The sequence below is a fragment of the Inhella sp. genome (genome assembly GCF_027532025.1).
Lineage (GTDB): Bacteria > Pseudomonadota > Gammaproteobacteria > Burkholderiales > Burkholderiaceae_C > Inhella.
This window is the reverse complement of record NZ_JAPZSY010000139.1, coordinates 1-24,175: the sequence shown is the minus strand read 5'-3', so window position 1 is coordinate 24,175 and position 24,175 is coordinate 1. Positions and strand designations below refer to the sequence as shown.

Here is a 24,175-nt window from a genome sequence, read left to right as displayed (position 1 = left end):
ATCCCGAGCAGCCACGGCGGCGTGGTCAAGTCGCTGAAGGTCAAGCTGGGCGACACGATGAACATCGGCGACCTGATCCTGGAGCTGGAAGGCGCCGCTGCCGCGGCATCGACGCCGGCGCCGACCCAAGCGCCGTTGGCCGCAGCACCGGTCGCGGCGCCCGCCCCAGCGCCCGCTGCGGCCGCCGCCCCGACGTCCAGCAGCACGGTGACGGTCGTGGTGCCCGACATCGGTGACTTCAAAGACGTGGCTGTTATCGAACTGCTCGTCAAGCCGGGCGACACTGTCGCGGTCGATCAAAGCCTGATCACCGTCGAGAGCGACAAGGCCTCGATGGAGATCCCCAGCAGCCACGCCGGCGTGGTGCAGTCGCTCAGCGTCAAGATGGGCGACGTCGTCAACATCGGCAGCGCCGTGCTGGTGCTGACCGTGGCGGGGGCAGCCCCAGCGGTGGCACCCGCACCGGTTGTTGCGCCCGCTGCCAGCGCGCCGTCGGCCGCCGTCGCGGCCGCACCGGCAGCTCCCGCTGCTGCAGCCCCTGCGGTGGCGCACAACCCCACCGCTGCCTCGGCGGGCGCGCTGCCCCACGCCAGCCCCAGCGTACGCAAATTCGCCCGCGAACTGGGTGTACCGCTGGACGAGCTCAAGGGCTCCGGTCCCAAGGGTCGCATCACGCAAGACGACGTGGCCGGTTTCGTCAAGGCCGTCATGGCCGGTGGCGCGCAAACCAAAGCCCAAGCCGCCAAAGCTCCGGCTGCCTCGGGCGGTTCAGGCAGTGGCCTGAACGTGCTGGCGTGGCCTCAGGTCGACTTCGCCAAGTTCGGCACGGTCGAGCGCAAGCCCCTGTCGCGCATCAAGAAGATCAGCGGCGCCAACCTGCACCGCAACTGGGTCGTCATCCCGCACGTGACGAACCACGACGAGGCCGACATCACCGAGCTGGAAGCCTTCCGCGTGGCCATGAACAAAGAGCACGAGAAGTCGGGCACCAAGTTCACGATGCTCGCCTTCCTGATCAAGGCCAGCGTGGCCGCGCTCAAGAAGTTCCCCGAGTTCAACGCCAGCCTGGACGGCGACGAGTTGGTGCTCAAGAAGTACTTCCACATCGGCTTCGCGGCCGACACGCCCAACGGCCTCGTGGTCCCCGTCATCAAGGACGCCGACCAGAAGGGCGTGGCTCAAATCGCCAAAGAGATGAGCGAGCTGGCGGCCAAGGCCCGCGACGGCAAGCTGGCGCCGGCCGACATGAGCGGTGGCTGCTTCAGCATCAGCAGCCTGGGTGGCATTGGGGGCACCTACTTCACGCCCATCATCAATGCGCCCGAAGTGGCCATCTTGGGCGTGTGCAAGAGCTTCATGAAGCCGGTGTGGAACGGCTCGGCCTTCGAACCGCGCCTGACCCTGCCGCTGAGCTTGAGCTGGGACCACCGCGTGATCGACGGCGCCGCCGCTGCGCGCTTCAACGCATTCTTAAGCGCGATCCTGGCGGACTTCCGCCGCGTGCTGCTGTAAGGGGCCCCGCATGGCACAGATCGAACTGCGCGTCCCCGACATCGGCGACTTCAAGGACGTTGGCGTCATCGAGCTGCTCGTCGCCGTGGGCGACACCGTCAAGCTCGACCAGAGCCTGATCACGGTCGAGAGCGACAAGGCCTCGATGGAGATCCCGGCCACGGCCGCGGGCACCATCACAGAGCTCAAGGTCAAGATCGGCGACAAGGTCAACCAAGGCGACCTCGTCGCCTTGGCCGACGGCGTCGCTGCGGCGGCAGCCCCTGTGGCCAGCGCGGCGCCGGCACCTGCTGCGGCCGCGCCAGCGTCAGCCCCTGCGGTGGCTGCGACCGTGGCGCCAACGCCGGCCACCGCGTACACCGGCGGTGTGGACCTGGAATGCGACGTGCTCGTGCTCGGCGCCGGCCCCGGCGGCTACTCGGCCGCCTTCCGCGCGGCCGACCTGGGCCTCAAGGTCGTGCTGGTCGAGCGCTACGCCACCCTGGGCGGCGTGTGCCTGAACGTGGGTTGCATCCCGTCCAAGGCCCTGCTGCACGTGGCGGCGGTGATGGACGAGGTCAGCCACTTTGCCGACCTGGGCGTGAGCTTCGGCGCACCCACGGTGGACCTGGACAAGTTGCGCGCCCACAAGGCCAAGGTGGTGGGCAAGCTCACCGGCGGCCTGTCGGCCATGGCCAAGATGCGCAAGGTCACTGTCGTGCGCGGCAAGGGCACCCTGGTGGACGCGCAGCACCTGAAGGTGGAGGAGTCCACCGGCAGCGGCCAAGAGCTCACCGGCAAGACGCAAACCATTCGCTTCAAGCGCGCCATCCTGGCCGCCGGCTCGCAAGCCGTTCGCTTGCCCTTCCTGCCCAACGACGAGCGCATCGTCGACAGCACCGGCGCGCTGGAGTTGCGCGGCAGCCCGAAGAAGATGCTCGTCATCGGCGGCGGCATCATCGGCCTGGAGATGGGCACGGTCTACAGCACGCTCGGCGCAAAGCTGGACGTGGTGGAAATGATGGACGGCCTGATGCAAGGCGCCGACCGCGACCTGGTCAAGGTTTGGCAGAAGATGAACGCCAAGCGCTTCGACAAGGTCATGCTCAAGACCAAGACGGTTGGCGCCCAGGCCACGCCTGAAGGCATCAAGGTGCAGTTCGAGGGCCTGGACGGCACCAAGAGCGAAGGCACCTACGACCTGGTGCTGCAGGCCGTGGGCCGCACGCCCAACGGCAAGAAGATCGGTGCCGAGAACGCCGGCTTGGCCGTGACCGACCGCGGCTTCGTCAACGTCGACATCCAGATGCGCACCAAAGTGCCCAGCCTGTTCGCCATTGGCGACCTGGTGGGCCAGCCCATGCTGGCGCACAAGGCGGTGCACGAGGCGCACGTGGCGGCCGAGGTCATCGCCGGCGAGTTGCTGGGCGACGAGAAGCTGGCCAAGAGCGCCTTCAACGCCCGTGTCATCCCCAGCGTCGCCTACACCGACCCCGAGGTGGCTTGGGTGGGCCTGACTGAGGACCAGGCCAAGGCCGAGGGCATCAAGGTCGAGAAGGGCCTGTTCCCCTGGACGGCCAGCGGCCGCGCCATCGCCAACGGCCGCGACGAAGGCTTCACCAAGCTGCTGTTCGACGCCGAAACGCACCGCATCGTCGGCGGCGGCATCGTTGGCACCCACGCCGGCGACATGATTGGCGAGATCGCCTTGGCCATCGAAATGGGCGCCGACGCGGTGGACATCGGCAAGACCATCCACCCGCACCCCACGCTGGGCGAAAGCATCGGCATGGCGGCCGAGGTGGCGCACGGCAGTTGCACGGATTTGCCGCCGGCGAGGAAGTAGGCCAACCACCAAGCTACCCAGACAAAGCCCGAACTGGCAACGGTTCGGGCTTTGTGCTTTGCGTACGCCAGCCATCTTCGGCTCATGCGGTTGAGTTTCCTTTTCGTTGATGGCCTGGCCGACAAGGGCGCCTGCGCTCTGCGCGACGGTGCACGGTGCTGCTGCGGTCGCTACGATCCGTGGGGCGTTGTCAGGTGACCTTCGCGGTGAAACGGCGCCAAGTCAACGCCGTAGCCTTTGTGGGTCGGGTCTGTACCTTTTGCACGGGAGTGAAGCCATGTCCAGTTCGCTGATCGTCAATGGCCAGCCACGTCGGGTGGCCAGCGCTGCCGACGTTCCCTTGCTTTGGGTGCTGCGGGAAGACCTGGGTCTGACAGGCACCAAGTACGGTTGTGGCGCGGCGCTGTGCGGCGCTTGCACGGTCCACGTGGATGGGCAGGCTGTGCGCAGTTGCGTGACCGCGCTGGCCGCTGTGAAGGGCAAGCGGGTCACGACCATTGAGGGCGCCGACACGCGGCAGGCGCGTGCGCTCCAGAAGGCGTGGATCGAACACCAGGTGGCGCAGTGTGGTTACTGCCAATCCGGCGTGCTGATGGCGGCCGCGGCGTTGCTGGCCAAGATCCCGAGACCGTCCGACACCCAGATCGATGAAGCGGTGACCAACTTGTGCCGCTGCGGCACCTACACCCGCATGCGGTCGGCGATCCACGCCGCAGCCGCTGCCCTTGCCTCGGCGCGCCGGCCATGAGCCGCGCCCACGCCGAACCTGGCGACCTTTCCAGCCCCGCCGCCGCGACCGGCGTGGATGTGGGCCGCCGCCGCCTTCTTGTCTCGACCTTGACCGCCGGGGTGTGGACGCTTGGGCCCACGACGCCGTCGATCGCGCTGGCTCAGTCCTTGTCTGCCGCCACGCCGCCGCGCTCGGCCCTCAGCCCTTGGCTTCAATTCGGTTCCGATGGCCGCATCACCGTGCTGACCAATGTGGCGGAGATGGGTCAGGGAACAACCAGCGTGATCGCGCAGATCGTGGCCGAGGAACTCGACGTCGCCATGGCTGCAGTGCGCGTGCAACCGGCGCCGCTCGCGCCAGAGTTCCTCAATCGCGTCATCGACAACTATGCGACCTTCGGCGCCCTTGGTTTCCGCGTCAGCTATGCCGTGCTGGCGCCGGTCTGTGCGGCAGCGCGCCAGATGCTGGTGGCGGCTGCAGCGCAGCGCTGGAGTGTGCCGGCCAACCAGTGCGTGACCGCAGACGGTGAGGTCCGGCATGCAGAAAGCCAACGTCGCTTGCCGTATGCCGCGCTGCTGCAGTCCGCCGCGGCGCTGACTCCGCCCGAGCGGCCGGCCCTGCGTCCGCCACGCGACTGGAAGGTGCTGGGCCGCGCCGTGCCGCGCAAAGACCAAGCGGCCAAGACCAACGGGGCCGCGATCTTCGGTATCGACGTTGCGCCGCCGCGCTTGCTCGCGGCCGCTGTTGTGCATGCACCAACCTTCGGCGGCACGCTCGAGCATGTCGACCCGGCACCTGCGCTGGCGGTGGCCGGGGTCAGGCAGGTGGTTCCTCTGGGCGCAGCAGTGGCCGTGGTGGCCGACGGCTATTGGGCTGCACACAAGGGGCTGCAAGCGCTGCGGCCGCGTTGGCGCACCGGGCCCAACGCCGGGCTCGACAGCGAGGCGTTGCGTATCTCGCTCAGGCAAGCCGTCGCCCTCGGCGGCGGTGAGGCCTTCCCTGCCGAGTATGACCCCCGGCTTAACGGGGCTGCGGTGGCGGAGGCGCTGCGCGCGGCGGTGCGCGTGGTGGACACCACCTTTGACGTTCCCTTCGTCGCGCACGCGCCGATGGAACCGATGAATTGCACCGCCCAGGTGACCGCCGAGGGCGTCACGCTTTGGATGTCGACACAAGCCCCTCTCGACGCCCAGCGCGCAGTCGCGGCCAAGCTGGGCCTGCCGACGGAACGGGTCACGGTCCATACGCAATGGATCGGAGGCGGGTTCGGCCGCCGGCTCGAGCATGACTACGCGGTGGAGGCGGCGCTCATCGCGCACGCTCTGGGGCCGGCGCTGGCTGGGCGCCCGGTCAAGATGATCTGGTCGCGCGACACCGATCTGGCTGCTGGCTTCTACCGGCCAGCCGCGGCAGCACGCGTGCGCCTCGCACTGGGTGACGACGGTCTACCGCTCGCCGTGGCGGCAGACCTCGCGAACCCGTCGCTGCTCGATCACTCCGGCTTGACGAATGGCCCGCCTCGGCCCGCACTCGACTGGTCCGCCTCGATGGGCTGGGCCGGGCACAGTTACGCGATCCCGGCGATGGACCTGCGCTGGACGCGCGTCGAGGTAGGCGTGCCCTGCGGCTACTGGCGCTCGGTGGGCGCCTCGTACAACACGTTCTTCTTCGAGCACTCCATCGATCTGGCAGCGCGCACGAGCGGCCTCGATCCGCTCGCGTATCGGCGTCGACTGCTGGCGCTCAAGCCGCGCGCACTGACCTTCATCGACGCACTGGCGGAAGCTGCTGGCTGGGATCAGCCCGCAGCCGCGGGCCGCTTTCGCGGCATCGCGATCAGCGAAGCCAATGACGCGATCAGCGGCCACGTGGTCGAACTGACGGTGACAGCGCCCGGCCGCTTCCGGCTGGAGCGCATCACCGCCGCCATTGACGCTGGTCGGGTTGGAAATCCTGACGCGGTGCAAGCGCAGATGATGGGTGGCACCGTGTTCGGCTTGTCGGCGGCCCTGTTCAACGAGATCACGCTGAAGGACGGCCGCGTGCAGCAGAGCAACTTTCACGACTATCCGCTGGTCACGGCGGCACAGGTGCCGCCGCTGCGGGTGGTCGTGCTGGGCAATGGCGAGGGTCCCGCCGGGATTGGCGAGGAGGGGCCACCGACGATCGGGCCGGCCATCGCCAATGCGCTGCTGGCCGCCAGCGGTAGGCCCGTCACGCGGCTGCCGTTGACGCGCGCTGGCTGGTCGCTCGCGTAGCCGAGCAGCCGGGCTGCGCCTGACACCGGGGCACGGGTCGGCAAGGTCGTAGCCAGCGCGCAGTCGCCGAACGCCGGATTCATCCGAGGGAAGGGATGCACGCGATCAAGAAGATCGGCGACGAGAAGGCCGGCCCGGCTGTGACCGACCGCAGCTTCGTCAACGGCGACTGGGTCGCCCAGCCCATGCTGGCGCACAAAGGGGCGCACGAGGCCCACGTGGCCGCCGACGTCATCCCCGGCGAATGGATGGGCGCGATCGTCTTGGCCATCGGCAAAACCATCCACCTGCACCCCCACGCGGGGCGAACGCATTGGCCGAGGTGGCGCACGGCAATTGCACCGACTTGCCGCCGGCGCGAAAGTGAAGGCTGCGAGCCTCAGGGCAGGGGGCGGATCACCCCTGGGTTGAGGCTCAAGGCGGCCCTGATCAAGGGCGCCAAGGTGCGCTTGAGCAGTTCGGACGGCTCGGTCTTGCCCTGCTGGGGCTGGCGCGTCATCACGCAGGCCGCGTAGCTGCCGTACACGTCGACCCAGGGTGCGAACCCGAGGGCGCCAGGGCTCGACAGGCGCAGCTGCGGGTCGAGGTCGCAGGCGTTGGCGTTGGCGGGGTTGCCGCATTCCCGGAAGTTGCACAAGCCGTAGTGGTACATGGGGTCGGGTTCGAACTTCTGGTACGGGCTCTTGGCGATGACCGTGCTGGGCAGGAAGGCGTCGGCGCGTTGGGCGGCGATCAAGTCTTCGCTGAGCAGCCGCACCCCGTTGTAGAGCCCCTTGCGCAGTTGCATGACCAAGAAGCGCATGTACTCCTCGCCCGTGCACCGGATGCCGCCGTCCCCGCCGTCCAGCGCGGGGTTGGGGCCGCCCAAGCTGTAGATCGAGTTGGATTCCCACCCCAAGGGCGCACGCAGCGCGGCGTCGAAGAGCTGCTGCCAGGGCTTGCCGGTGGCCACTTCCGCCATGCGGCCGGCCACACGCAAGTGGGTGGCGCCGTACCAGTAGCGCGTCTTGGGCGGCGCCAGCACGCCCGGTCGGGTTTGGCTGTCGTGGATGCGCAGCACGGCCTCGGCCAGCGAAATGTTGGTGACGGTGGCTTCGTCGACGTCGCCCTCCAAGCCGCTCGTGAACGACAGCAGGTCGGCCAGGGTGATCTGGCCGATCGGTCCACTCCATGGCGCGCCGCTGCGATCGACCAAGAGTTCACCGGTGCGGGTGCTCAGCTTCAGTGCGCCTTGTTGCACCAGCCTCAAGAGGGTGGTGCCGGTGATCCATTTCGTGGCCGACGCAATGGGGTTGCGCGTTTGTGCGGAATAGCCGCCCGTGCTGCGCGAGTAGACGACGCCGGCCGTTGTTGCGATCTCGACGGTGAACCCGTTGGGGAAGCCCGATGCGGCGCGGTCGAATTCAGCATCGACCGCGGCCCAGACGAGGGGGGCGGGCGGAGGGGGGGCGGGCGGTGGTGGCGCTGGAGCCGGCGGTGGAGGTGCTGCCAGCGCAGGAGCAGGTGCCGCGGCGTCCGAGCCACCGCCGCCGCAGGCCGTCAGGGCAGCCGCGCCGATGGCGCCCAGCAGCAGCCGACGCTGCTCGGTTTGCAAGGATGAGGGGCTGCCGAAGCGTCGGGGTCGGGTGGGGGTCATGGCGCTGGGGGCGAAGAGGGGGTGGCGGCATGATCCAAAGACCCCGTGTCGGGATGGCGAGTGGGCGGTAAAGAAGCGTGAACGCGGCGGGGTGGCATTCCCTGGTCCTCGGCGTGGCCGCGCCCAATCGCCCCTTGGGCCCGGGCGGCGCCGGCTGCTCGACGGCGTTCACGCTTCTTTACCGCCCACTCGCCATGGCTCAACAGCGCCCTTCGATCATGGTGCTGATTCACCCCTCCCATGAGCCGCTCCATGACCGTCATTCGCCCCTCTGTTTCAGCCCGCGCAGAGCCGCTGCAACCCGAGCGCCGTCGGCTGCTGATCGGCGCCGCCAGTTCGGCCGCCTTGGCGGCCTGCGGCGGCGGTGGCTCGGACGGCGGGACGCCGGCCCCGATGCCCACGCCAACGCCCGCGCCGGCCCCAGCCCCAGCCCCCGCCCCAGCCCCCAGCCCGCCCCCGGCCTCCGGGGGTTTTGAGCGTCACCAGGGGGCCCTGCCCAGCAGCGATCAGGTGCGCGACTGGATCACCAGCATCGTCAACTTCGGCATCCGGCGTTCGGGCTACCCGGCCGACCCTTTGACCACGGGCTTCGCGGCCTCGGTCCTGGCGTCGATGGGGGTGCAGGTCAGCACGCAGGATGTGCCGGTCACGCGCTGGGACACCGTGGAGGGGCAGAGCAGCGTGCAGGTGTGCATCGGCAGCGCCTGCGTCACCTACCCGGCCTTCCCCACGGTGACCAGCCGCCAGACTGCGCTGAGGCAAGGCGAGTTGGTGCGCTACCAGGACGCGACCACGCCCGTCACCGGCAAGGTGGTGCTGCTGGACTACCCGATGGCGCGGTTCGCCCCTGGCGCCTTGCAAAGCCGCGCCGACTGGGTCTACGACCCCGACAACGACCTCAACAAGACCCTCCACCCCAGTTCGCGGCCGCAAACCTCGAACGCCGGCAAGACACTGGCCAGCCTGCTGCTCAAGAAGCCGCTGGCCGTGATTGCGGCATTGGACGATTTCATCGACACGCCCTACGTGTATGGCGCGCACTCTGCCGCGCCGTACGACCGCGACATTCCCATCGTCTGGGTGAGCCCCTCCACGCGCAAGGCGATCCTCGCTCAGTGGCCGGGCGGCGGCGCCAGCGCCAGCGTCAACGTGGTGTCCAGCGAAACGAAAGCCCTGTCGCGCAACGTGATCGGCCGCCTGCCTTCGGGTCTCACGGACCAGGTGATGCTGATCGGCTCGCACCACGACGCGCCCTTCCTGGGGGCCACCGAGGACGCCGCCGGCACGGCGCTGGTGCTGGCCCAGGCGGCGTACTGGTCCAAGGTGCCCGCGGCCGAGCGGCCGTTCGAGTTGGTCTTCCTGCTCAACGCGGCTCACATGCAGGTCAGCGCGGGCTGCGAGGCATTCGTGGCGGCCAACCCGGCCCTGCTGCCCCGAGTGGTGCTCGATGTCCACCTGGAGACCCCTTGCCAGGAGTTCGACATCGACGCCAACGGTCAACTGCTCGACCTTGGTCGCATCGAGCCGCATTGGATTTACACCAGCCGCAACCCCAACCTGCAGGCGGCGTTGAAGTCGGCCATCCAGGCGGAGGACTACCGGCGAACGATGATGGTGCCGCCCGAAGAGTTTGGCGACGGCCCCCCCAGCGATTCCAAGGCCCTTTGGAAGGCGGGGGTGCCGGTGATGGCGCACATCTCCAACCCGGTGTACTACCTCACCATCGCCGACACCCTGGACAAAGTGAACGTGCCCAGCCTGGAGAAAGTGACGCGCTACGTCGCCCGCACGCTGTGGGCGTTGCAAGGCACCACCGCAGCGCAGATGCGGGCCGGCATCGTGCCCGGCTGAGGCCCAGCGCTAGCCCCGAAGGCCGTTGGTTCAGAATCGCCATTCGCCTTGGCGCCATGGACGACGACAGGGCCAACGCCTTTGGGAGACCTTCATGCTGCGAGCGACGGCTGCTTTCATCGTACTGACCTGCCTGTCTGGCATGGCCGGGGCCCAGGGCCTCGATCAGCCGCTGAGACCCACCCAGACCCTCAAGATCACGCCCTTGACACCGGCCAGCGCGGAGACGCTCGGCCCGGTCCTGGGTCGAGGGGGAGCAACGGCCACCTTGCGATCCCCGCACGCCGAGCGAGGCGTGCTTTCCAGTTTTCGGTTTGGCTTCATGGGGACTGACCACAAGGTCAACACCCTGGGGGTGTTGGTCCAAGGTCAGCGGGCGGAATTCATCCTGCGGGATCGCGATGCCAACGACCCGTTTCGCGCCCATGCCACGTGGCTGCAGTCGCCCTCGTACTCGGCCACCCAGGAGGTGTCGGCCCACGCCTCCGGCGACGTCAAGATCGACCTGCCAGCCGGACCCGCGGGTCATGTGGCTTTGCTGCAAGGCTTCCAGTTCAAGCGCGCCCGTGCGACCGATGCGAACGTGCGTCTGGTGGCCGTCCAAGTCGCGGAAGACAGCCGTTCTGTCCGGGTTGCACTGGTCGACGACCAAGGCGCCGATTTCCGGGGCATGGACGGTGTGCAATCGCTCGGTTTGGCGGCCCTGCCGCTTGGCGAGTTGCTGGCCCTGCCGGTGTTCGGCGCGCGGCTGACGGGCACCCTGCCCGAGTTCGACGAGAGGCGCTTGCGCACCTACACCGTCACGGTGCAGTACGTCTGGGTGCCGCCGTCTTTGGTTTTGGGCGCTGGGCTCGTTGCCGGCACCACGCGCATGGCCGATGCCGGCACGTTGCCCGATTCCAATGACAAAGTGGGCCTTCGCGGATTTCGCTTCGCGTTCGGCAATTCCGACCACCACCTGCGCAGCGTGGGCGTGGACCTGACCGGCAATCAGCGGCAGCCGATCTTGTTCCAGGACAACAACCTGGACGATCCAGTGGCCTGGAGCGTGGGCTTCGTGCGCTTGAAGTGAGCGATCGGCCTTCCTCCCGTGCCCCCGTGAGCACAAGCGCACACCCAGGCTCGCTTTGCGAGACGCGGGCGGCGCGTCCTGACTAAGCTGTCGAGACCCCAAACCCGAACCTTTGCCCTGGCATGCCCACTGCACCCGCTTCCAGCCCCGGTTTGGTGTTCCGCCAGGACGGCGAAGACCACCGCAGCAGCACCGCGGCCGCCCAGCACATCCTGGCCAGTGCGCTGGATGCGCTGGGTGCCTTTGCGTCGGCCCAGACCACCCGCGCCGAGAAGCGCTGGCGCTGGCAATACCCCCATCCCATCACGCACTGGGTAGAGGGCGCTCTGCTGCGCCCACGAGCGGTGGTGCCCAGCGCCGAGGCCGGTTTGGCGGCCGCTTGGGAGGCGTTGTCTTGGATCGGTGTCGACGGCGTCGAGCGCAAGCTGGCCGAGGCCATGGCAGCGCCAGAAGGCTGGCCATTGACCACCTTGACGCTCAAGGGCGAAGGGCCGTCGCAGGTTCAGCCCTGGGGGCTGCCCTACCGCGGGCAGATGCTGCGTGGCGATGCCCTGCTGCAGCAACTGCTGCGTTGGGTGGAGGGTGGGGTGCTGGAGGCCAGCGCCGCCCGGGCCCTGGGGCGTTGTGCGCGCCATCCCGAGTGGTTCGATTTGTCCGACCGCTGCATCGCGCTGCTCGGCGCGGGCAGTGAAGCCGGGCCCTTGAATTGGCTGGTGCAGTGGCGCGCCAACCTCCTGGCCGTGGACCTCGATCAGCCTGAAGTTTGGACCCGCATCGCGAGCGTGGTCCGCCAGGGCAATGCCACCTTGCGACTGCCCCTGCGGGGCCCGGCCGGCAAGGATTGGACGCGCCAGGCTGGCGTGGACCTGCTGCGCGATGCCCCCCGCGCGGCCGCGTGGCTGCGCAGCTTTGAGCGTCCCCTGGACCTGGGCGCGTTCGCCTATGCCGATGGCGAGCGGCACCTGCGCGTGTCGGTCGCCATGGACATGGTGGTCCAGTCCGTCCTTGGCGCCCAGGCGGAGAGTTCCGTCGCGTTCCTGGCCACGCCCTCGGACGTCTTTCCCGTGCCTGAGGCCACCGCGCAGTTGGCCCAGCGCCGTGCCGCGTCGGGCCAAGGCCCAGGGGCGGGGCTGCATCCCCTGTTGCGCGCGATCACGGGTGGGCGTTGGTTCGTGCCGCATTACCCCGAGTTGCTCAAGTTGCAGGATGGCCGCCGGATCGGTGTCACGGACAGTCTGGTGCTCCAGCAAGGGCCGAATTACGCCGTGGCCAAACGCCTTCAACTGTGGCGCGCTTTGGTGGCGCGTCGGCAACGGCATCGGGTGAGCCTGAATGTGGCTCCGGCCACCGGCACTCAGTCGGTGCTGAAGAATGCCGCCTTGGCGGCGGGCTACCGGGGTGCGGCGGCCTTCGATGTCGAGGTCTTCGAGCCGGAAACCACCAACGCCATGATGGCGGCGCTTTGGGTGCATGACTTGCGCAGCGACATCGGCGCCAGCAACCCGCGGGCCCGTTTGGATCACCCCCTGGACCTCGTGATGGACCAAGCCTGTCATGGGGGACTGTGGGCGACGGCCTATCGTCCCCGATCGGTGCTGCCCGTGGCCGCCATCTTGGGTTGGCTTCGCCGCCGCTGAGCGGGGCCATCCGCCCCACCTTTCAGCGCAGTGGGTCTCCCGCCCCGACGGGCGGTGTCTGGGTGGGGTGTGAACGAGGGGCAGCGCCTGCTGCCCAGGCGGGAATCCAGCGATGATGAATCGAACTCGGTCTTCCCGAGGCGACCGCTGCATGCTCAGGAGCAGACATGAACAGCCACCACCGATCCCCCAGCCCCATGCGCTCGCGCCGGCGCATCCTGCAGGCCCTGGCCGCATCGGCGTTGCCTGCGGCGCTCGGCGCCTGCGGCGGCGGCAGCGCCGAGGCCGTGCCCGTGGCCCCACCCCCGTCTCCTGCGCCGCCGCCTTCACCGTCCAACCCGCCCTCACCGTCCAACCCGCCACCAGCCCCCACGATCCCGCGCATCGCTGCCGTCCAAGTCCGTCTGCCCCGGGCTGGCAACGCCCCCTTCGCCTTCGGTCACCTGTTCCGCCCCGGTGATGTGCCCGCCGGGGCCAGCTTGGATGGGCTGCAGACGAACGTGCTGTCCCGCTGGCCCGATGGTTCGGCGCGCTTCGTGCTTGTCGCCGGTCGGCTCAATGCGGCTGCTGCAGGCGGCGTCACGCTCGATTTGCGGACCGGCACCGCCCCCGCCGGGGCCGCGCTGTCCCTGGCCAACCTCCGCGCCACAGGCATCACCGCCGAGATCCGCGCGGGCTCCCACGGCACGGCCGTGTGGACGGCCGACGACTGGTCCAACCCGGAGCGCACCTGGGTCACCGGCCCACTCATGTCGTCTTGGCTTTACCGCAAACCCTTGGTCGCCGGCGGCCACCTCACGGCGTGGCTGGAAGTTCGGCTGTGGTCCACCGGTGACGTCGAGGTGCTGCCCTGGGTCGAGAACGGCTACATCATGCGTCCCGACGCCGTCAACAAAGCCGGCGAGTACGCCTTCGTGCTCGGCGGCAGCACGCGCTTCAGCCGCAGGCTGGATCTGCCCAACCGGTGTCGTACCGTGCTGCTCGAGGGCGACCGCGTGGCTTGGTGGCTGCGCGACGACTGGTTCGTGTCGGCCACCCACGAGCCGGCTTACCTGATGGCCACCCAGGCCTTGCCCCATTACCCCACCCCGCTCAACGCCAGCACACTGGCGGGTTGGCCGCAAGCCTTCACGCCCTTGGAGCAGGGCCTGTTCCCGTCCGGCATGGGGGCCGGCGGTTATCACCCCTCCATCGGCTTGCTGCCCAACTGGGACGCCGCCTACCTGACCGCTGGCGCCACCGAAGCCCTGTGGAAACAGGTGCAATGGCAGGGTTACCGCGCCGGGCGCTACGGCATCCACTTCCGGGACGAAAACACCGAGCGCCCGGCGCGCCTGTCGCAGTGGCCTGCAGCCGTGTTTGGCACTGGTGCCGGCATCGGCGATGTGGGCGCCACCACCGGCCCTTACTCGACCTCCGGCACCGGCACGGTGCCGTCGACCTACAAGGTGAGCCACCACCCCAGCATGGGCTTCATGGCCGCGGTGCTCACGGGTCGCTGCTACCACGTCGAAACCTGCCAGTTCCTGGCGTCCATCAACGCCTTGCACCAATCACCCCAGTTCCGGGGCGAGGGCAGCGGGGCGCTCAGCACCACCTCCTTCATGCAAGTGCGGGGGTTTGCTTGGGGCGTTCGCACCCTGGCCCAAGCCTTGGTTGTCACACCGCAAGACGACCCCCTGGCCACCGAGTTCGCCGACCAGGTCGCCGCCACGGTCAGGCTCAACCACGAACGCTACGTGGCCCAACCCAATCACCCGCAGGGCGTGATGAAGAGCAACCTGCCCGGGCTGGGCGACTACACGGCGGCGGCCGACCCCTTTGTCGCCGCGCCTTGGATGCTCGACTTTTGCACCGCGGTCGTGGGTTACCTGCGCCATTGCACCCGCGACATCGGCGCCGACCAAGCTCGGCTGGTGCAGTGGTTCGAGTGGATGTCCCGCAGCGTGGTCGGTCGCTTCGGCGGCGTGGGCGCCGAGGAGTACCTGTACCGCGATGCCGGTGTTTACCTGCTGGCCGTGGCCCCGTCGGACGCATCCAACTGGGACACCGGCGTTGGACCCTGGTACGCCCACTGGGGACAGATGTGGGCCGCCACCGTCGAACTGGGGGCAACGGCCGTCGTCGAGCCCGGCGCACGCAAAGAGTTGGGCGACGGCAGCCTGCGAGGCGGCTACATCGGCAGCGTGGGCAGCTATTGGTCCAACCTGACGCCAGCGCTGGCCTACGCCGTCGAGCACGGAGCGCCGGGAGCCGCAGCGGCTTGGCAGCGCCTGTCGTCAGCGCCGAACTTCGCGACCGGGGTCGTCGACCCCCTGCGAAAGTCTCCGGAATGGGGCGTCTTGCCCAGGGGAAGATGAGCGGGGTGTGCTGTTGGCGGAGGCTGTGAGATTCGAACTCACGGGCCCTTGCGGGCCGGCAGTTTTCAAGACTGCTGGGTTAAACCACTCCCCCAAGCCTCCGCTGATCTTCCATTCATCATGGCAGCCCGTTTTGCCATCGGGGCTTGGCCCCGATGTCCAGCCCGCTGACGCGTGCTGAGCAAGACGGCTGGGGCGGTCTTGCCTGCTTTGGCGCTTGTGCGCCAGTTCTGACATCGAGCGCCTTCACCGGGCGCGCATTGTCACACCGTGCCGGGCCTCAGGGCCTGGTCGCAGCGCACTTGGACGATTTCGCGTCGGCCACCGTCGATGCGGGCCGCGCTCAGGCAGCCTCCCCAGACGCAGCCGGTGTCCAGGGCCAGCAGGGTGGGGCGGTCGATCAGCCCCAACGTGCTCCAGTGGCCAAAGGCGATGGGCTCGCCAGCGCTGGCCCGCTCGGGATGGTCGAACCAGGGCATCAGGCCAGGGGGCGCGCGGTCGCTGCCTTCCTTGGTGGCGAAATCCATGCGCCCCTGAAGGTCGACAAAGCGCAGCCGGGTGAAGGCGTTGACCAAGCAGCGCAGCCGCTCGGCGCCCTGCAAATCCGGGTGCCAAAGCGCGGGCTCGTTGCCCATCATCTGGGGCAAAAAGGTGGCGCGCTGGCCAGGGTCGCTCAGCACCTTGCTCAAGGCGTCGCTCAGGGCCAGCGCTTGCTCACCCGTCCAGCCGGGCAGCAGACCGGCGTGCACCAGGAGCCAGCCGTGCACGCGGCGCACCAGGGGTTGCTGAGCCAGCCAGTGCAGGAGCTCGTCGCGGTCGGGCGCGCTGAGAAGGCCGCCCAGGCGATCCTGGGGCTGGGCGGCCCGGTGGCCAGCCGCCACCACCAGCAGGTTCAAGTCGTGGTTGCCCAGCACCGCCTGTGCATCCAGGTCGCGCACCCAACGCAAAGTGGCCAGGCTGTCGGGGCCGCGGCCCACCAGGTCGCCCAGCAGCCACAGTCGATCGCGCGAGGGCGAGAAGCCCACGGTGTTCAGCAATCGTCGAAGGGCCGCATCGCAGCCTTGCAGGTCGCCCACCAACCAGTCCATCGCGCCATTGTCCGGCCTCGGGCGCACCCTGAGCAGTGCCGCGGGGTGGGGTGAGACAATGCGCAGTGAATGCCAAGCCGCCCTTGAGGCGGCGTTTTCTTGATGGACACCGCGCTTCTTCTGTTTCTCATCCTGCTCAATGGCTGGTTCGCCATGTCGGAAATGGCCCTCACCGCCAGCCGCAAGGCTCGCTTGCAGGTGATGGTCGAGGCCGGTGAGTCGGGGGCCGCCCAGGCCTTGGCGCTGCACGAAAACCCCACCAAGTTCCTTTCCACCATCCAGATCGGCATCACCTCGATCGGAGTGCTCAACGGCATCGTGGGCGAGGCGGCGTTTTCGGAGCCGCTGTCGGCTTGGCTGATTGCCCACGTCCCGCTCAGCGAGCGCGCTGCCAGCCTGACGGCCACGGGCCTGGTGGTGGTGGCCATCACCTTCGTCACCATCGTGTTCGGTGAACTGGTGCCCAAGCGCCTGGGGCAGTTGTACCCCGAGCTCATCGCCCGCATGGTGGCTCAGCCGATGAACGTGATCTCGGCCGTCACGCGCCCCTTTGTGCGGACGCTGACCTTGTGCACCGAAGCCACTCTCAGCCTGATGGGGCTGCGCAACCAAAGTCAGCGCAGCGTGACGGAAGAAGAGATCGCCGCCAGCCTGGAAGAGGGTCTGGACGCCGGCGTGATCGAGGAAACCGAGCACCAGATGGTGCGCAACGTGTTCCGACTCGACGAGCGACAGATCGGCTCCATGATGATCCCGCGGGCCGAAATCGCCTGGCTCGACGTGGAGGCCACGGCCGAGGACGTGTTGACCGTCCTTCGCGAGCACGGCTACAGCCGCTATCCGGTGTGCCGCGGAAACCTCAGCGACGTGGTGGGCGTCGTCTCCGCCCAGGGCTTGCTGCAGCGCTTGTTGGGTCAGCAGCCGCTCAACCTGGCAGACAGCCTCGAGCCGCCCGTTTTCGTGCCCGAAACCCTGAGCGGCATGGAATTGCTCGAGCACTTTCGGGCCAGTGACGCGCCCTTGGTCTTCGTGGTGGACGAGTACGGCGAGGTGCAGGGCGTGATCGCGGTGCGCGACTTGCTGGAGGCCATCGCCGGAGAGTTCAATGCGCCCAGCGACGGCGAAGCCTGGGCCACCGAGCGGCCCGACGGCAGTTGGCTCATGGATGGCCTCATTCCCGTCCCCGAGCTCAAAGACCGACTCGAGCTCAAGGCACTGCCCGAAGAAGACCGCGGGCGCTACAACACCCTGGCCGGCATGATCATGCTGCTGCTGGGCCGCTTGCCGCGCACGGCCGACGCGGTGGAGTGGGAGGACTGGCGCTTTGAAGTTGTCGACCTCGACGGCAAGCGCGTGGACAAGGTGCTGGTGACGCGCCTGCCGTCCGACCCCTCGTCCCTCGGCCACTGACCCATTCCCCTTAGAGAGAGAACGCGATGAAATTCCCCCCCATGTACCGCAGCATGATGCCCCTGGACACCGTGCAGCACCGCGATTTGCGTGTGGACCAAGGTGCGGCTACGCTGGAAAACGCGGCCGACCTCAATGCCGCGTTCCTGAACGTGGTCGAGTTCGTCGATGCCTGCCGCGAGTACCCCATCGTCTTCGTGCGCACGGGCGAGGCCAAGGACGGCAAGCCCGCCCCTGTGGCGCCGCTGGCCGTGCTGGGCCTGACGCAAGGTGAAAACCTCTTCATCAAGAACGGCCAGTGGCAGGGCGACTACGCCCCGGCTTACCTGCGTCGCTATCCCTTCTGCATGGCCCGTCTCGACGCGCAGAGCGACAACCTGGCCGTTTGCGTGGACGACACCTGGAAGGGCCTGTCCACCACCCAGGGCGAGCGCCTGTTCAGCGAGCAAGGCGAGGCCACCGAGTTCGCGCAAAACCTGGTCAAGTTCCTGGAAGCGTTCGAGACCGAGTCCGAGCGCACGCAGCAAGCCTGCAACGAGATCGACGCGGCCGGCCTGCTGGAAGAGATGCGCTTCGAAGCGCAGATGAGCGACGGCGCCAAGATCGAGGTCACCGGCTTCCTGGCCGTGAACCACGAAAAGCTCATGGCCCTGGCCGACGACAAGGTGCTGGCCTTCCACCGCAATGGCTTGCTGGCCTTGATGGAAATGCACCGTGTCTCGCTGGGCAACATGTCCCGCCTGGTGGCCAAGCGCAACCAAGCTTGAAGCCCCAGCGGCAGCCCGGGCGATGCCCCGGCTGCTGCTGTGAAGAAGGCCCTCAGCCTAGGCCCGAGGGCCGCCATCCCAGGCGTTCGCACACCCCCTGAGCGCCAGCTTGCAGCGCGTGGGCCACGCGCTCGCGCTCATCCGGGTCGTGCCACTGGCGACCCGGGGCGACCGCCACCAGCGCCCAACGCGCCACCCCCAATGCATCGCAGCCGGGCACAGCCAGGGCCGACAGCCCTGGCATCAGGGCGTCGTCGCTGTGGGCGTACCCCCGCTCGCGCACGGCCTGCAATTCGGTTTGGAAGTCCGCCCAAGTGGCGGCATCGCGAGCGGTGGCGACTTGTTCGGCGTCCCACAGCGCCACCACTTCCGGTTCCGGCCGGTAGGCGGCCATCGCGCGGCCGGAGGCGGTTTGCCTCAGGTTCAGCACGGTGCCATGCCGCAGGCTCACGTGAAGAGGGGCGGGAGCTTCCGCCACCCGAACCACCGTGGGGCCCGCATTGCCCCACAGCGTCAAGGCCACCGTGCATCCCGTCTGCAGTGCCATGGGCTCCAGCGCCTCGCTGGCCAAGCGCACCGGGTCGTGTTGCTGCAGGCTGATCAGTCCCAGTTGCATGGCCATCGGTCCCAAGCCGTAGCGGCCGCTGCCCTCGTCTTGGGCCACCAGCCCCACCCGGCTCCAGCTCACCAAGTAGGGGTGGGCCTTGGCTGCGCCCATGCCCGCTCGCGCCGCCAAGTCCTTCAGGGGCAAGGGGCGCCCTGCGTCGACCAGGGCGCGCAGCAAGCTGCCGCCCACTTCCAGGCTTTGGATCCCACGGGGTGCTTTGCTCATGCAGAAAATTCTATTTAAACAAATGCATTTGTAATGGCAGAATTTTCACAAAGTCGCCGCGAAGGCGAGTTGCGAGGACGCTGCATGACATCACCAACCGACCTGACCTACCTGCAGGGCTTTGGCAATCACCTGCAAAGCGAGGCTCTCCCGGGCGCGTTGCCGGTGGGCCAAAACAGCCCCCAGCGTTGCCCCTTGGGCCTGTACGCCGAGCTGTTTTCGGCCGCGGCCTTCACGGCCCCGCGCGACGGCAACCGCCGCACTTGGCTGTACCGACGCCTGCCCTCCGTGCGGGCAGGGTCCTACCAGCCCTACGAGCAGCCCCATTGGCGCAGCGGGGCGGCCCAGGGCGAATGCGCGGCGCCCGAGCCCCACCGCTGGGCGCCGCTGCCTGCTCAGGCGGGCGACTTCGTGGACGGCCTGCGCACCTACGTCGTCAATGGCGACCCCGATGCCCACTGCGGCATGGCAGCGCACCTGTACAGCGCCGACCGCTCCATGACCGACCGCGCCTTGGTCAACGCCGATGGCGAGATGCTCATCGTGCCGCAGCAAGGCCGTTTGTTGATTCGCACCGAACTGGGCCGGATGGTGGTGCAGCCCGGGGAAATTGCCCTCGTGCCGCGCGGCATGGCCTTTGCGGTGGACGTCGAAGGGCCGTCGCGCGGCTACGTCTGCGAAAACCATGGCGCCCCGTTCCGCCTGCCAGAGCTCGGCCCCATTGGCTCCAACGGCCTGGCCGAGCCGCGGCACTTCCTGGTGCCCACCGCCCACGCCGAGCCCGACCGCACCACCCAACTCCTCAAGCGCCAGCATGGCCGCTTGTGGGCCAGCACCCAGGCCCACACGCCCTTCAACGTGCTCGCTTGGGCCGGCAATGCCGTGCCCTGCAAGTACGACACCGCGAACTTCATGGTGTTCAACACCGTGAGCTTCGACCACGCCGACCCCAGCATCTTCACCGTGCTCACCTCGCCCAGCGACACCCCCGGCTGGGCCAATGTCGACTTCGTCATCTTCCCGCCGCGTTGGATGGTGGCCGAGCACACGTTCCGACCGCCTTGGTACCACCGCAACGTCATGAGCGAGTTCATGGGCCTGATCACAGGTCAGTACGACGCCAAACCCGAGGGCTTCAAGCCCGGCGGCGCCAGCTTGCACAACGCCTATGTGCCCCACGGCCCCGATGCCGACGCCTTCCGCGGCGCCTCCGAGGCCGACTTGAAGCCCCACAAGCTCACCGATACCCTGGCCTTCATGTTCGAGACCCGCTGGACCCTGCGCCCCACCGCCTTCGCCCTCCAAACGCCCGGCCTGCGCGACGAGCGCTACGCCGATTGCTGGGCCCCCTTGACCTCCGCCCAAGCTTGACCATGCTGGACTTCACCCACGACCCCACCGCCACCGCCTGGCTGGACAGCGCGAACGCGCCGGACACCGACTTCCCGCTCCAAAACCTGCCCTTCGGTCGCATCCGCCGCGCCGCCAGCGGCGAGGAATGGCGCATCGGCGTGGCCATCGGCGATGCCGTGCTCGACCTGCGCCGCGCGCTGGCCTTGGGCCGCTGGACCAGCGTCGAGCAGGTGCTGCTCGAGCCCCTGGCGCAAGGCGATCTCAACGTCCACATGGCCCGTCCCTCGGCGCAGCGTCGGCAGTTGCGCCATGCCCTGTTCGAGGCCCTGCGTGCCGGCTCGCCGCAGGCCGCGCGGCTGTCAGCGGCCCTCGTCCCGCAGGCCGACGTCGAGCACAGCCTGCCGGCCCGCGTCGGCGACTACACCGACTTTTACGCCGGCATCCACCATGCCGAAGCGGTGGGTCGTCTCTTCCGTCCCGACAACCCCTTGCTGCCCAACTACAAGTGGGTGCCCATCGGCTACCACGGCCGGGCGTCCAGCTTGGTCGTCAGCGGCACGCCGGTGCGTCGCCCCTGGGGCCAGCGCAAGGGCCCCCAAGACGAGGTGCCCACCTTCGCGCCCAGCCTGCGCGTGGACCACGAGTTGGAGCTGGCGCTGTGGGTCGGCCCAGGCAACGCGCTGGGCGAGCCCATCCCGTTGGCGCAGGCCGACGAACACCTCTTCGGCGTGGGCCTGCTCAACGACTGGTCGGCCCGCGACATCCAGCCCTGGGAATACCAGCCGCTTGGTCCCTTCCTGGCGAAGAACTTCGCCAGCACCGTGTCGCCCTGGATCGTCACCTGGGAAGCGCTCGCTCCGTTCCGGTGCCCGCAGGAGCGCCCCGAGGGCGACCCGCCCTCTTTGGCTTACTTGGACAGCGCGGCCAACCGCAGCCAGGGCGGGTTGGACATCCAACTGGAGGTCTGGCTCACCCCGGCCGGTGGCCGTCCCAGCCGCATCGCCACCAGCAACGCGCGCCACCTGTACTGGACCGCTGCCCAACTGCTCACGCACCACGCCAGCAATGGCTGCAACCTGCAACCGGGCGACTTGTTGGGCACCGGCACCATCTCGGGCCCTTCGCCCGAACAGGCTGGGTCGCTGCTGGAACTGACGCAGGGGGGCAAACAAGCCATCGTGCTGTCCGACGGCCAAACCCGCATCTTTCTGCAGGATGGCGACGAACTCGCCCTTCGCGCGCACGCCGAGCGGGCGGGCGCCAAGCGCATCGGCTGGGGCGCTTGCAGCGGCCGCGTCAGTCCTGCGGTGCCCGCCGCCTGAGCGCCCGCCACACCCCGATCGAGCCCCAGGCCAGCGCCAGCCCCAGGGCGTCCGCCAGCACATCGGCTGCGCTGGGTTCGCGCGTGGGCGTCAGCGCTTGCAGGGCCTCGATCGCCACGCCAAAGGCCAGCAACGCCGCCCAGCGCCACGGGCTGCGCCAACCGCCGTGGGCCACGGCGCCCAACACCGCGAAAGCCAAGGCATGGTTCGCCTTGTCCCAGCCGGTGTCCAGCGCGGCTGGTGGGGCGGCACTCAGCGCCAAACCCAGCAAAACCAAGGCAATTCCTGCACACAAAACGCGGCAAATGGTGGGTATTGGTGTTTTCACGGGGGCATCCTACGTCGGCATCGCGCCACACACGCCCCGTTGGTGCCGTGTTGACGTCTGACCCTGTGGCATGCTCGCTCCGTTATGGCGCGTAACCCGACCGAGCGCGCGTTTGAATGCAATCAACCCCTCCAGGAGACCGTGTATGAAGATCCGTTTGGCGCTGGGCGCCTTGGCTCTGGCGGCGCTGACCGCTTGCGGTGGTGGCAGCGGCCCAGCACCCGCCCCGATCGCTGCTCCCCCCACGAACGACACGTCACGTTTGATCGTGTTCGGCGACAGCTTGAGCGACGGCGGCGCTTACTCGCGTGGTAACTCGCTGATCTTGCAACTGAACGCAGGCGTCCCGGCCGCAGCAGCCAACCTGGTGGGCAAGTTCACCGACAGCCCCGGCGCCATCTGGAACGAAGTCCTGGCCACTCGCCTGGGCGTCACCATCGCCCCGGAGCGCTTTGAAGTCGGAGCCGCCAGCCCTGTTGTGGCCACCAACGCGCTCAACACCGGCACCCAGGCCACCAACTACGCCCAGGGCGGCGCCCGCGTGGCCAAAGTGCCGGGCGTGGGTTGCAGCCCCAACCCGGCCGGCGCTTGCACGGCTCAGGCCGCCGTGCCGGTGAGCACCCAGATCGACCGTGCTCTGGCCAAGGGCAGCTTCCAGGCCACCGACTTGGTCGTGGTGTGGGCTGGTGCCAACGACGTGTTCTTCAACGCCACGGCGGCAGGCAACGAGATCACGGCGGAGGGCACGCGTCTGGGTCGTCCCTTGACCACGGCGGAAACCACCGCGCTGATCCAAAACAAGTACGGCCCAGAAATGGTGCAGGCGGGCCTGGACACCTTGGCCCAAGTGCGTCGTCTCGAAGCGGCTGGCGCCAAGCGCATCGTGGTCATGACCATCCCGAACGCCGCTCAAACGCCGTTTGGCGTGGCTGGCGGTGCATCAACACAAGGCTTGCTCACGGCCTTGGCGGGTGCGTACAACGACACCATCCGGCGCGAGTTCTCGGCGCCCAGCAGCACCGTGATGCTGTTCGACGCGGGCGCTTTGTCGTCGGCTTGGTACACCAACCCGGCGTCGGCAGGGTTCGTCAATGTCCAGGCCCCGATCTGCAACGTCCCCGCCAGCTTGGGTTCGAGCTCGTCGTTCTGCTTCATCACCGGTGCCACGCCCAGTGCCAGCAACCCCTTCCTGCGCCTTCTGCCGGCCGGTGTCACGCCCGACAACTCCCTGTTCGCGGACGGCGTGCACCCCTCGCGCAAAGCGCATGGCCTGTTCGCCAACGCGTTGTACGACGCGCTGAAAGCCAAGTCCTGGGTCAAGTAACGCAAGGAACTCCAACACCATGAAACAGCAACTCTCGTTCTTGGCGCTCGCCGTGGCCACGGCTTGCGGGGCTCAGGCCCAGCAAAGCGGCTCCAGCGTCAACGTGTTCGGCATCGTCGACGTCGGCGTGGTGGCCATCGACGGTGCCGGCAACTCGACCCGTCGCTTCGTCTCCAGCGGCCAACAAGTCGGCTCCCGTCTCGGCGTCCGTGGCACGGAGGAAATTTCCCCCGGTTGGAAGGCGATGTTCACGGTCGAGCATCAGTTTTACGCCGACACCGGCAGCCAAAGCCAACAGACCCCCGTCAGCGGCACCAACCTGCCTGAGTGGGTGTTTGCCGGCGTGCCTTTGACCATCCGTGGCGCCTTGGCCCCGACGCTGGGTGCCAACCTGAACGCCAGCCTGGAAAACCGCTTCTGGCACCGCCAGTTGTGGGCCGGCTTGGTCACGCCCGTGGGCGGCTTCTTGGCGGGTCGCCAGTACAGCCCGGCCTTTGCTACGTTCGGCCGGTTCGACCCCAACATGGCTGGCAACGTGGGCAACCCTCTGACCCTGTTTGCGGCGCCCACTGGCCTCGAGGTGCGCATCGACAACTCCGTGCAGTGGGTGGTCGAAAAAGACGGCATGCGCTTGAACGTGATGGCCGGTGCCGGTGAAGGCGGTTTGGGCAATGGCCGCTTCTTGGGCGTGAGCGCAGGCTACGCTGCCGGGCCGTTTGACGTGGGTGTTGCTTACAACCAGCGCAAGAACTCCGACGGCGCCACCGCGCTGGAGAACACCATCGTTGGTGCTTCTTACGCCATGGGCAAGCACAAGGTCACCGGCATGTACATGACGGTCAAGGACGCCAACTCGATCTTGGGCCCCCA

The 24,175-nt window shown here is 68.3% G+C and carries 18 protein-coding genes and 1 tRNA gene; 14 read left to right on the top strand and 5 right to left on the bottom strand.

The genetic code is table 11. The features are described 5' to 3' along the window. The 4 genes from aceF to O9335_RS16255 all read left to right on the top strand — a co-directional run. On the top strand, positions 1-1,512 hold a 1,512-nt coding region (gene aceF / locus O9335_RS16270; protein ID WP_298390099.1), incomplete at its 5' end, for a dihydrolipoyllysine-residue acetyltransferase. 10 nt (positions 1,513-1,522) lie between these two features. Then, positions 1,523-3,337: a dihydrolipoyl dehydrogenase gene (gene lpdA / locus O9335_RS16265; RefSeq protein ID WP_298390096.1), complete on the top strand. Its 1,815-nt coding sequence runs from the start codon at positions 1,523-1,525 to the stop codon at positions 3,335-3,337. A gap of 277 nt (positions 3,338-3,614) precedes the next feature. Next, complete coding sequence (locus O9335_RS16260) at positions 3,615-4,085, top strand: (2Fe-2S)-binding protein (protein WP_298390093.1); 471 nt, start codon at positions 3,615-3,617, stop codon at positions 4,083-4,085. Then, a complete protein-coding gene (locus O9335_RS16255; RefSeq protein WP_298390089.1) occupies positions 4,082-6,325 on the top strand; it encodes a molybdopterin cofactor-binding domain-containing protein in 2,244 nt (747 codons plus the stop codon). Before O9335_RS16260 ends, O9335_RS16255 begins: the two co-directional genes overlap by 4 nt. A gap of 379 nt (positions 6,326-6,704) precedes the next feature. Here O9335_RS16255 and O9335_RS16250 read toward each other — a convergent pair whose 3' ends face one another. Further along, positions 6,705-7,961: a serine hydrolase gene (locus tag O9335_RS16250; protein WP_298390086.1), complete on the bottom strand. Its 1,257-nt coding sequence runs from the start codon at positions 7,959-7,961 to the stop codon at positions 6,705-6,707. Between the two features lie 252 nt (positions 7,962-8,213). Here O9335_RS16250 and O9335_RS16245 point away from each other — a divergent pair, with 252 nt between their 5' ends. The 4 genes from O9335_RS16245 to O9335_RS16230 all read left to right on the top strand — a co-directional run bounded on the left by O9335_RS16245 (position 8,214) and on the right by O9335_RS16230 (position 14,881). Further along, positions 8,214-9,812 (top strand): M28 family peptidase, encoded by a 1,599-nt coding sequence (locus O9335_RS16245; protein ID WP_298390084.1) that lies wholly within the window; start codon positions 8,214-8,216, stop codon positions 9,810-9,812. Between the two features lie 94 nt (positions 9,813-9,906). Beyond that, positions 9,907-10,884: a hypothetical protein gene (locus O9335_RS16240; protein WP_298390081.1), complete on the top strand. Its 978-nt coding sequence runs from the start codon at positions 9,907-9,909 to the stop codon at positions 10,882-10,884. 122 nt (positions 10,885-11,006) lie between these two features. After that, on the top strand, positions 11,007-12,521 hold the full coding sequence (locus tag O9335_RS16235; protein WP_298390079.1) for a hypothetical protein: 1,515 nt from the start codon (positions 11,007-11,009) through the stop codon (positions 12,519-12,521). Positions 12,522-12,688: 167 nt separating this feature from the next. Continuing rightward, a complete protein-coding gene (locus O9335_RS16230) occupies positions 12,689-14,881 on the top strand; it encodes a hypothetical protein (RefSeq protein ID WP_298390076.1) in 2,193 nt (730 codons plus the stop codon). A gap of 14 nt (positions 14,882-14,895) precedes the next feature. Here the strand turns inward: O9335_RS16230 and O9335_RS16225 are convergent. Together O9335_RS16225 and O9335_RS16220 are read right to left on the bottom strand one after the other, a co-directional pair. Continuing rightward, positions 14,896-14,983 (bottom strand) — tRNA-Ser (locus O9335_RS16225). A 161-nt stretch (positions 14,984-15,144) separates the two neighbouring features. Then, the gene (locus O9335_RS16220) at positions 15,145-15,969 is read right to left on the bottom strand and encodes a symmetrical bis(5'-nucleosyl)-tetraphosphatase (RefSeq protein ID WP_298390073.1); all 825 of its coding nucleotides are present in this window, start codon (positions 15,967-15,969) and stop codon (positions 15,145-15,147) included. 102 nt (positions 15,970-16,071) lie between these two features. Here O9335_RS16220 and O9335_RS16215 point away from each other — a divergent pair, with 102 nt between their 5' ends. Continuing rightward, positions 16,072-17,379: a hemolysin family protein gene (locus tag O9335_RS16215; protein ID WP_298390070.1), complete on the top strand. Its 1,308-nt coding sequence runs from the start codon at positions 16,072-16,074 to the stop codon at positions 17,377-17,379. 26 nt (positions 17,380-17,405) lie between these two features. Further along, entirely contained in the window at positions 17,406-18,146 is a 741-nt protein-coding gene (locus O9335_RS16210) for a SapC family protein (protein WP_298390068.1), read from the top strand. A 52-nt stretch (positions 18,147-18,198) separates the two neighbouring features. Here the strand turns inward: O9335_RS16210 and O9335_RS16205 are convergent, their stop codons facing one another. Then, the gene (locus O9335_RS16205; RefSeq protein WP_298390065.1) at positions 18,199-18,978 is read right to left on the bottom strand and encodes an IclR family transcriptional regulator; all 780 of its coding nucleotides are present in this window, start codon (positions 18,976-18,978) and stop codon (positions 18,199-18,201) included. 84 nt (positions 18,979-19,062) lie between these two features. On the opposite strand from O9335_RS16205, the gene hmgA reads away from it, so the two are divergent. Together hmgA and fahA are read left to right on the top strand one after the other, a co-directional pair. Continuing rightward, positions 19,063-20,349, top strand: a complete 1,287-nt coding sequence (hmgA, locus tag O9335_RS16200; protein ID WP_298390062.1) for a homogentisate 1,2-dioxygenase — start codon at positions 19,063-19,065, stop codon at positions 20,347-20,349. Between the two features lie 2 nt (positions 20,350-20,351). Continuing rightward, the gene (gene fahA, locus O9335_RS16195) at positions 20,352-21,653 is read left to right on the top strand and encodes a fumarylacetoacetase (protein ID WP_298390059.1); all 1,302 of its coding nucleotides are present in this window, start codon (positions 20,352-20,354) and stop codon (positions 21,651-21,653) included. Here fahA and O9335_RS16190 read toward each other — a convergent pair. Next, complete coding sequence (locus tag O9335_RS16190; protein WP_298390056.1) at positions 21,628-21,930, bottom strand: VanZ family protein; 303 nt, start codon at positions 21,928-21,930, stop codon at positions 21,628-21,630. The genes fahA and O9335_RS16190 overlap by 26 nt on opposite strands. A 196-nt stretch (positions 21,931-22,126) precedes the next feature. On the opposite strand from O9335_RS16190, the gene O9335_RS16185 reads away from it, so the two are divergent. Together O9335_RS16185 and O9335_RS16180 are read left to right on the top strand one after the other, a co-directional pair. Further along, positions 22,127-23,305: an SGNH/GDSL hydrolase family protein gene (locus O9335_RS16185; protein ID WP_298390053.1), complete on the top strand. Its 1,179-nt coding sequence runs from the start codon at positions 22,127-22,129 to the stop codon at positions 23,303-23,305. 19 nt (positions 23,306-23,324) lie between these two features. Further along, on the top strand, positions 23,325-24,175 hold an 851-nt coding region (locus tag O9335_RS16180; RefSeq protein WP_298390050.1), incomplete at its 3' end, for a porin.

What these genes read in the sequence shown, in the direction of transcription:
- lpdA (WP_298390096.1), top strand. Translation starts at nt 1,523, where the DNA reads ATGGCACAGATCGAACTGCGCGTCCCCGACATCGGCGACTTCAAGGAC.
- O9335_RS16260 (WP_298390093.1), top strand. Translation starts at nt 3,615, where the DNA reads ATGTCCAGTTCGCTGATCGTCAATGGCCAGCCACGTCGGGTGGCCAGC.
- O9335_RS16255 (WP_298390089.1), top strand. Translation starts at nt 4,082, where the DNA reads ATGAGCCGCGCCCACGCCGAACCTGGCGACCTTTCCAGCCCCGCCGCC.
- O9335_RS16250 (WP_298390086.1), bottom strand. Translation starts at nt 7,961, where the DNA reads ATGACCCCCACCCGACCCCGACGCTTCGGCAGCCCCTCATCCTTGCAA.
- O9335_RS16245 (WP_298390084.1), top strand. Translation starts at nt 8,214, where the DNA reads ATGACCGTCATTCGCCCCTCTGTTTCAGCCCGCGCAGAGCCGCTGCAA.
- O9335_RS16240 (WP_298390081.1), top strand. Translation starts at nt 9,907, where the DNA reads ATGCTGCGAGCGACGGCTGCTTTCATCGTACTGACCTGCCTGTCTGGC.
- O9335_RS16235 (WP_298390079.1), top strand. Translation starts at nt 11,007, where the DNA reads ATGCCCACTGCACCCGCTTCCAGCCCCGGTTTGGTGTTCCGCCAGGAC.
- O9335_RS16230 (WP_298390076.1), top strand. Translation starts at nt 12,689, where the DNA reads ATGAACAGCCACCACCGATCCCCCAGCCCCATGCGCTCGCGCCGGCGC.
- O9335_RS16220 (WP_298390073.1), bottom strand. Translation starts at nt 15,969, where the DNA reads ATGGACTGGTTGGTGGGCGACCTGCAAGGCTGCGATGCGGCCCTTCGA.
- O9335_RS16215 (WP_298390070.1), top strand. Translation starts at nt 16,072, where the DNA reads ATGGACACCGCGCTTCTTCTGTTTCTCATCCTGCTCAATGGCTGGTTC.
- O9335_RS16210 (WP_298390068.1), top strand. Translation starts at nt 17,406, where the DNA reads ATGAAATTCCCCCCCATGTACCGCAGCATGATGCCCCTGGACACCGTG.
- O9335_RS16205 (WP_298390065.1), bottom strand. Translation starts at nt 18,978, where the DNA reads ATGAGCAAAGCACCCCGTGGGATCCAAAGCCTGGAAGTGGGCGGCAGC.
- hmgA (WP_298390062.1), top strand. Translation starts at nt 19,063, where the DNA reads ATGACATCACCAACCGACCTGACCTACCTGCAGGGCTTTGGCAATCAC.
- fahA (WP_298390059.1), top strand. Translation starts at nt 20,352, where the DNA reads ATGCTGGACTTCACCCACGACCCCACCGCCACCGCCTGGCTGGACAGC.
- O9335_RS16185 (WP_298390053.1), top strand. Translation starts at nt 22,127, where the DNA reads ATGAAGATCCGTTTGGCGCTGGGCGCCTTGGCTCTGGCGGCGCTGACC.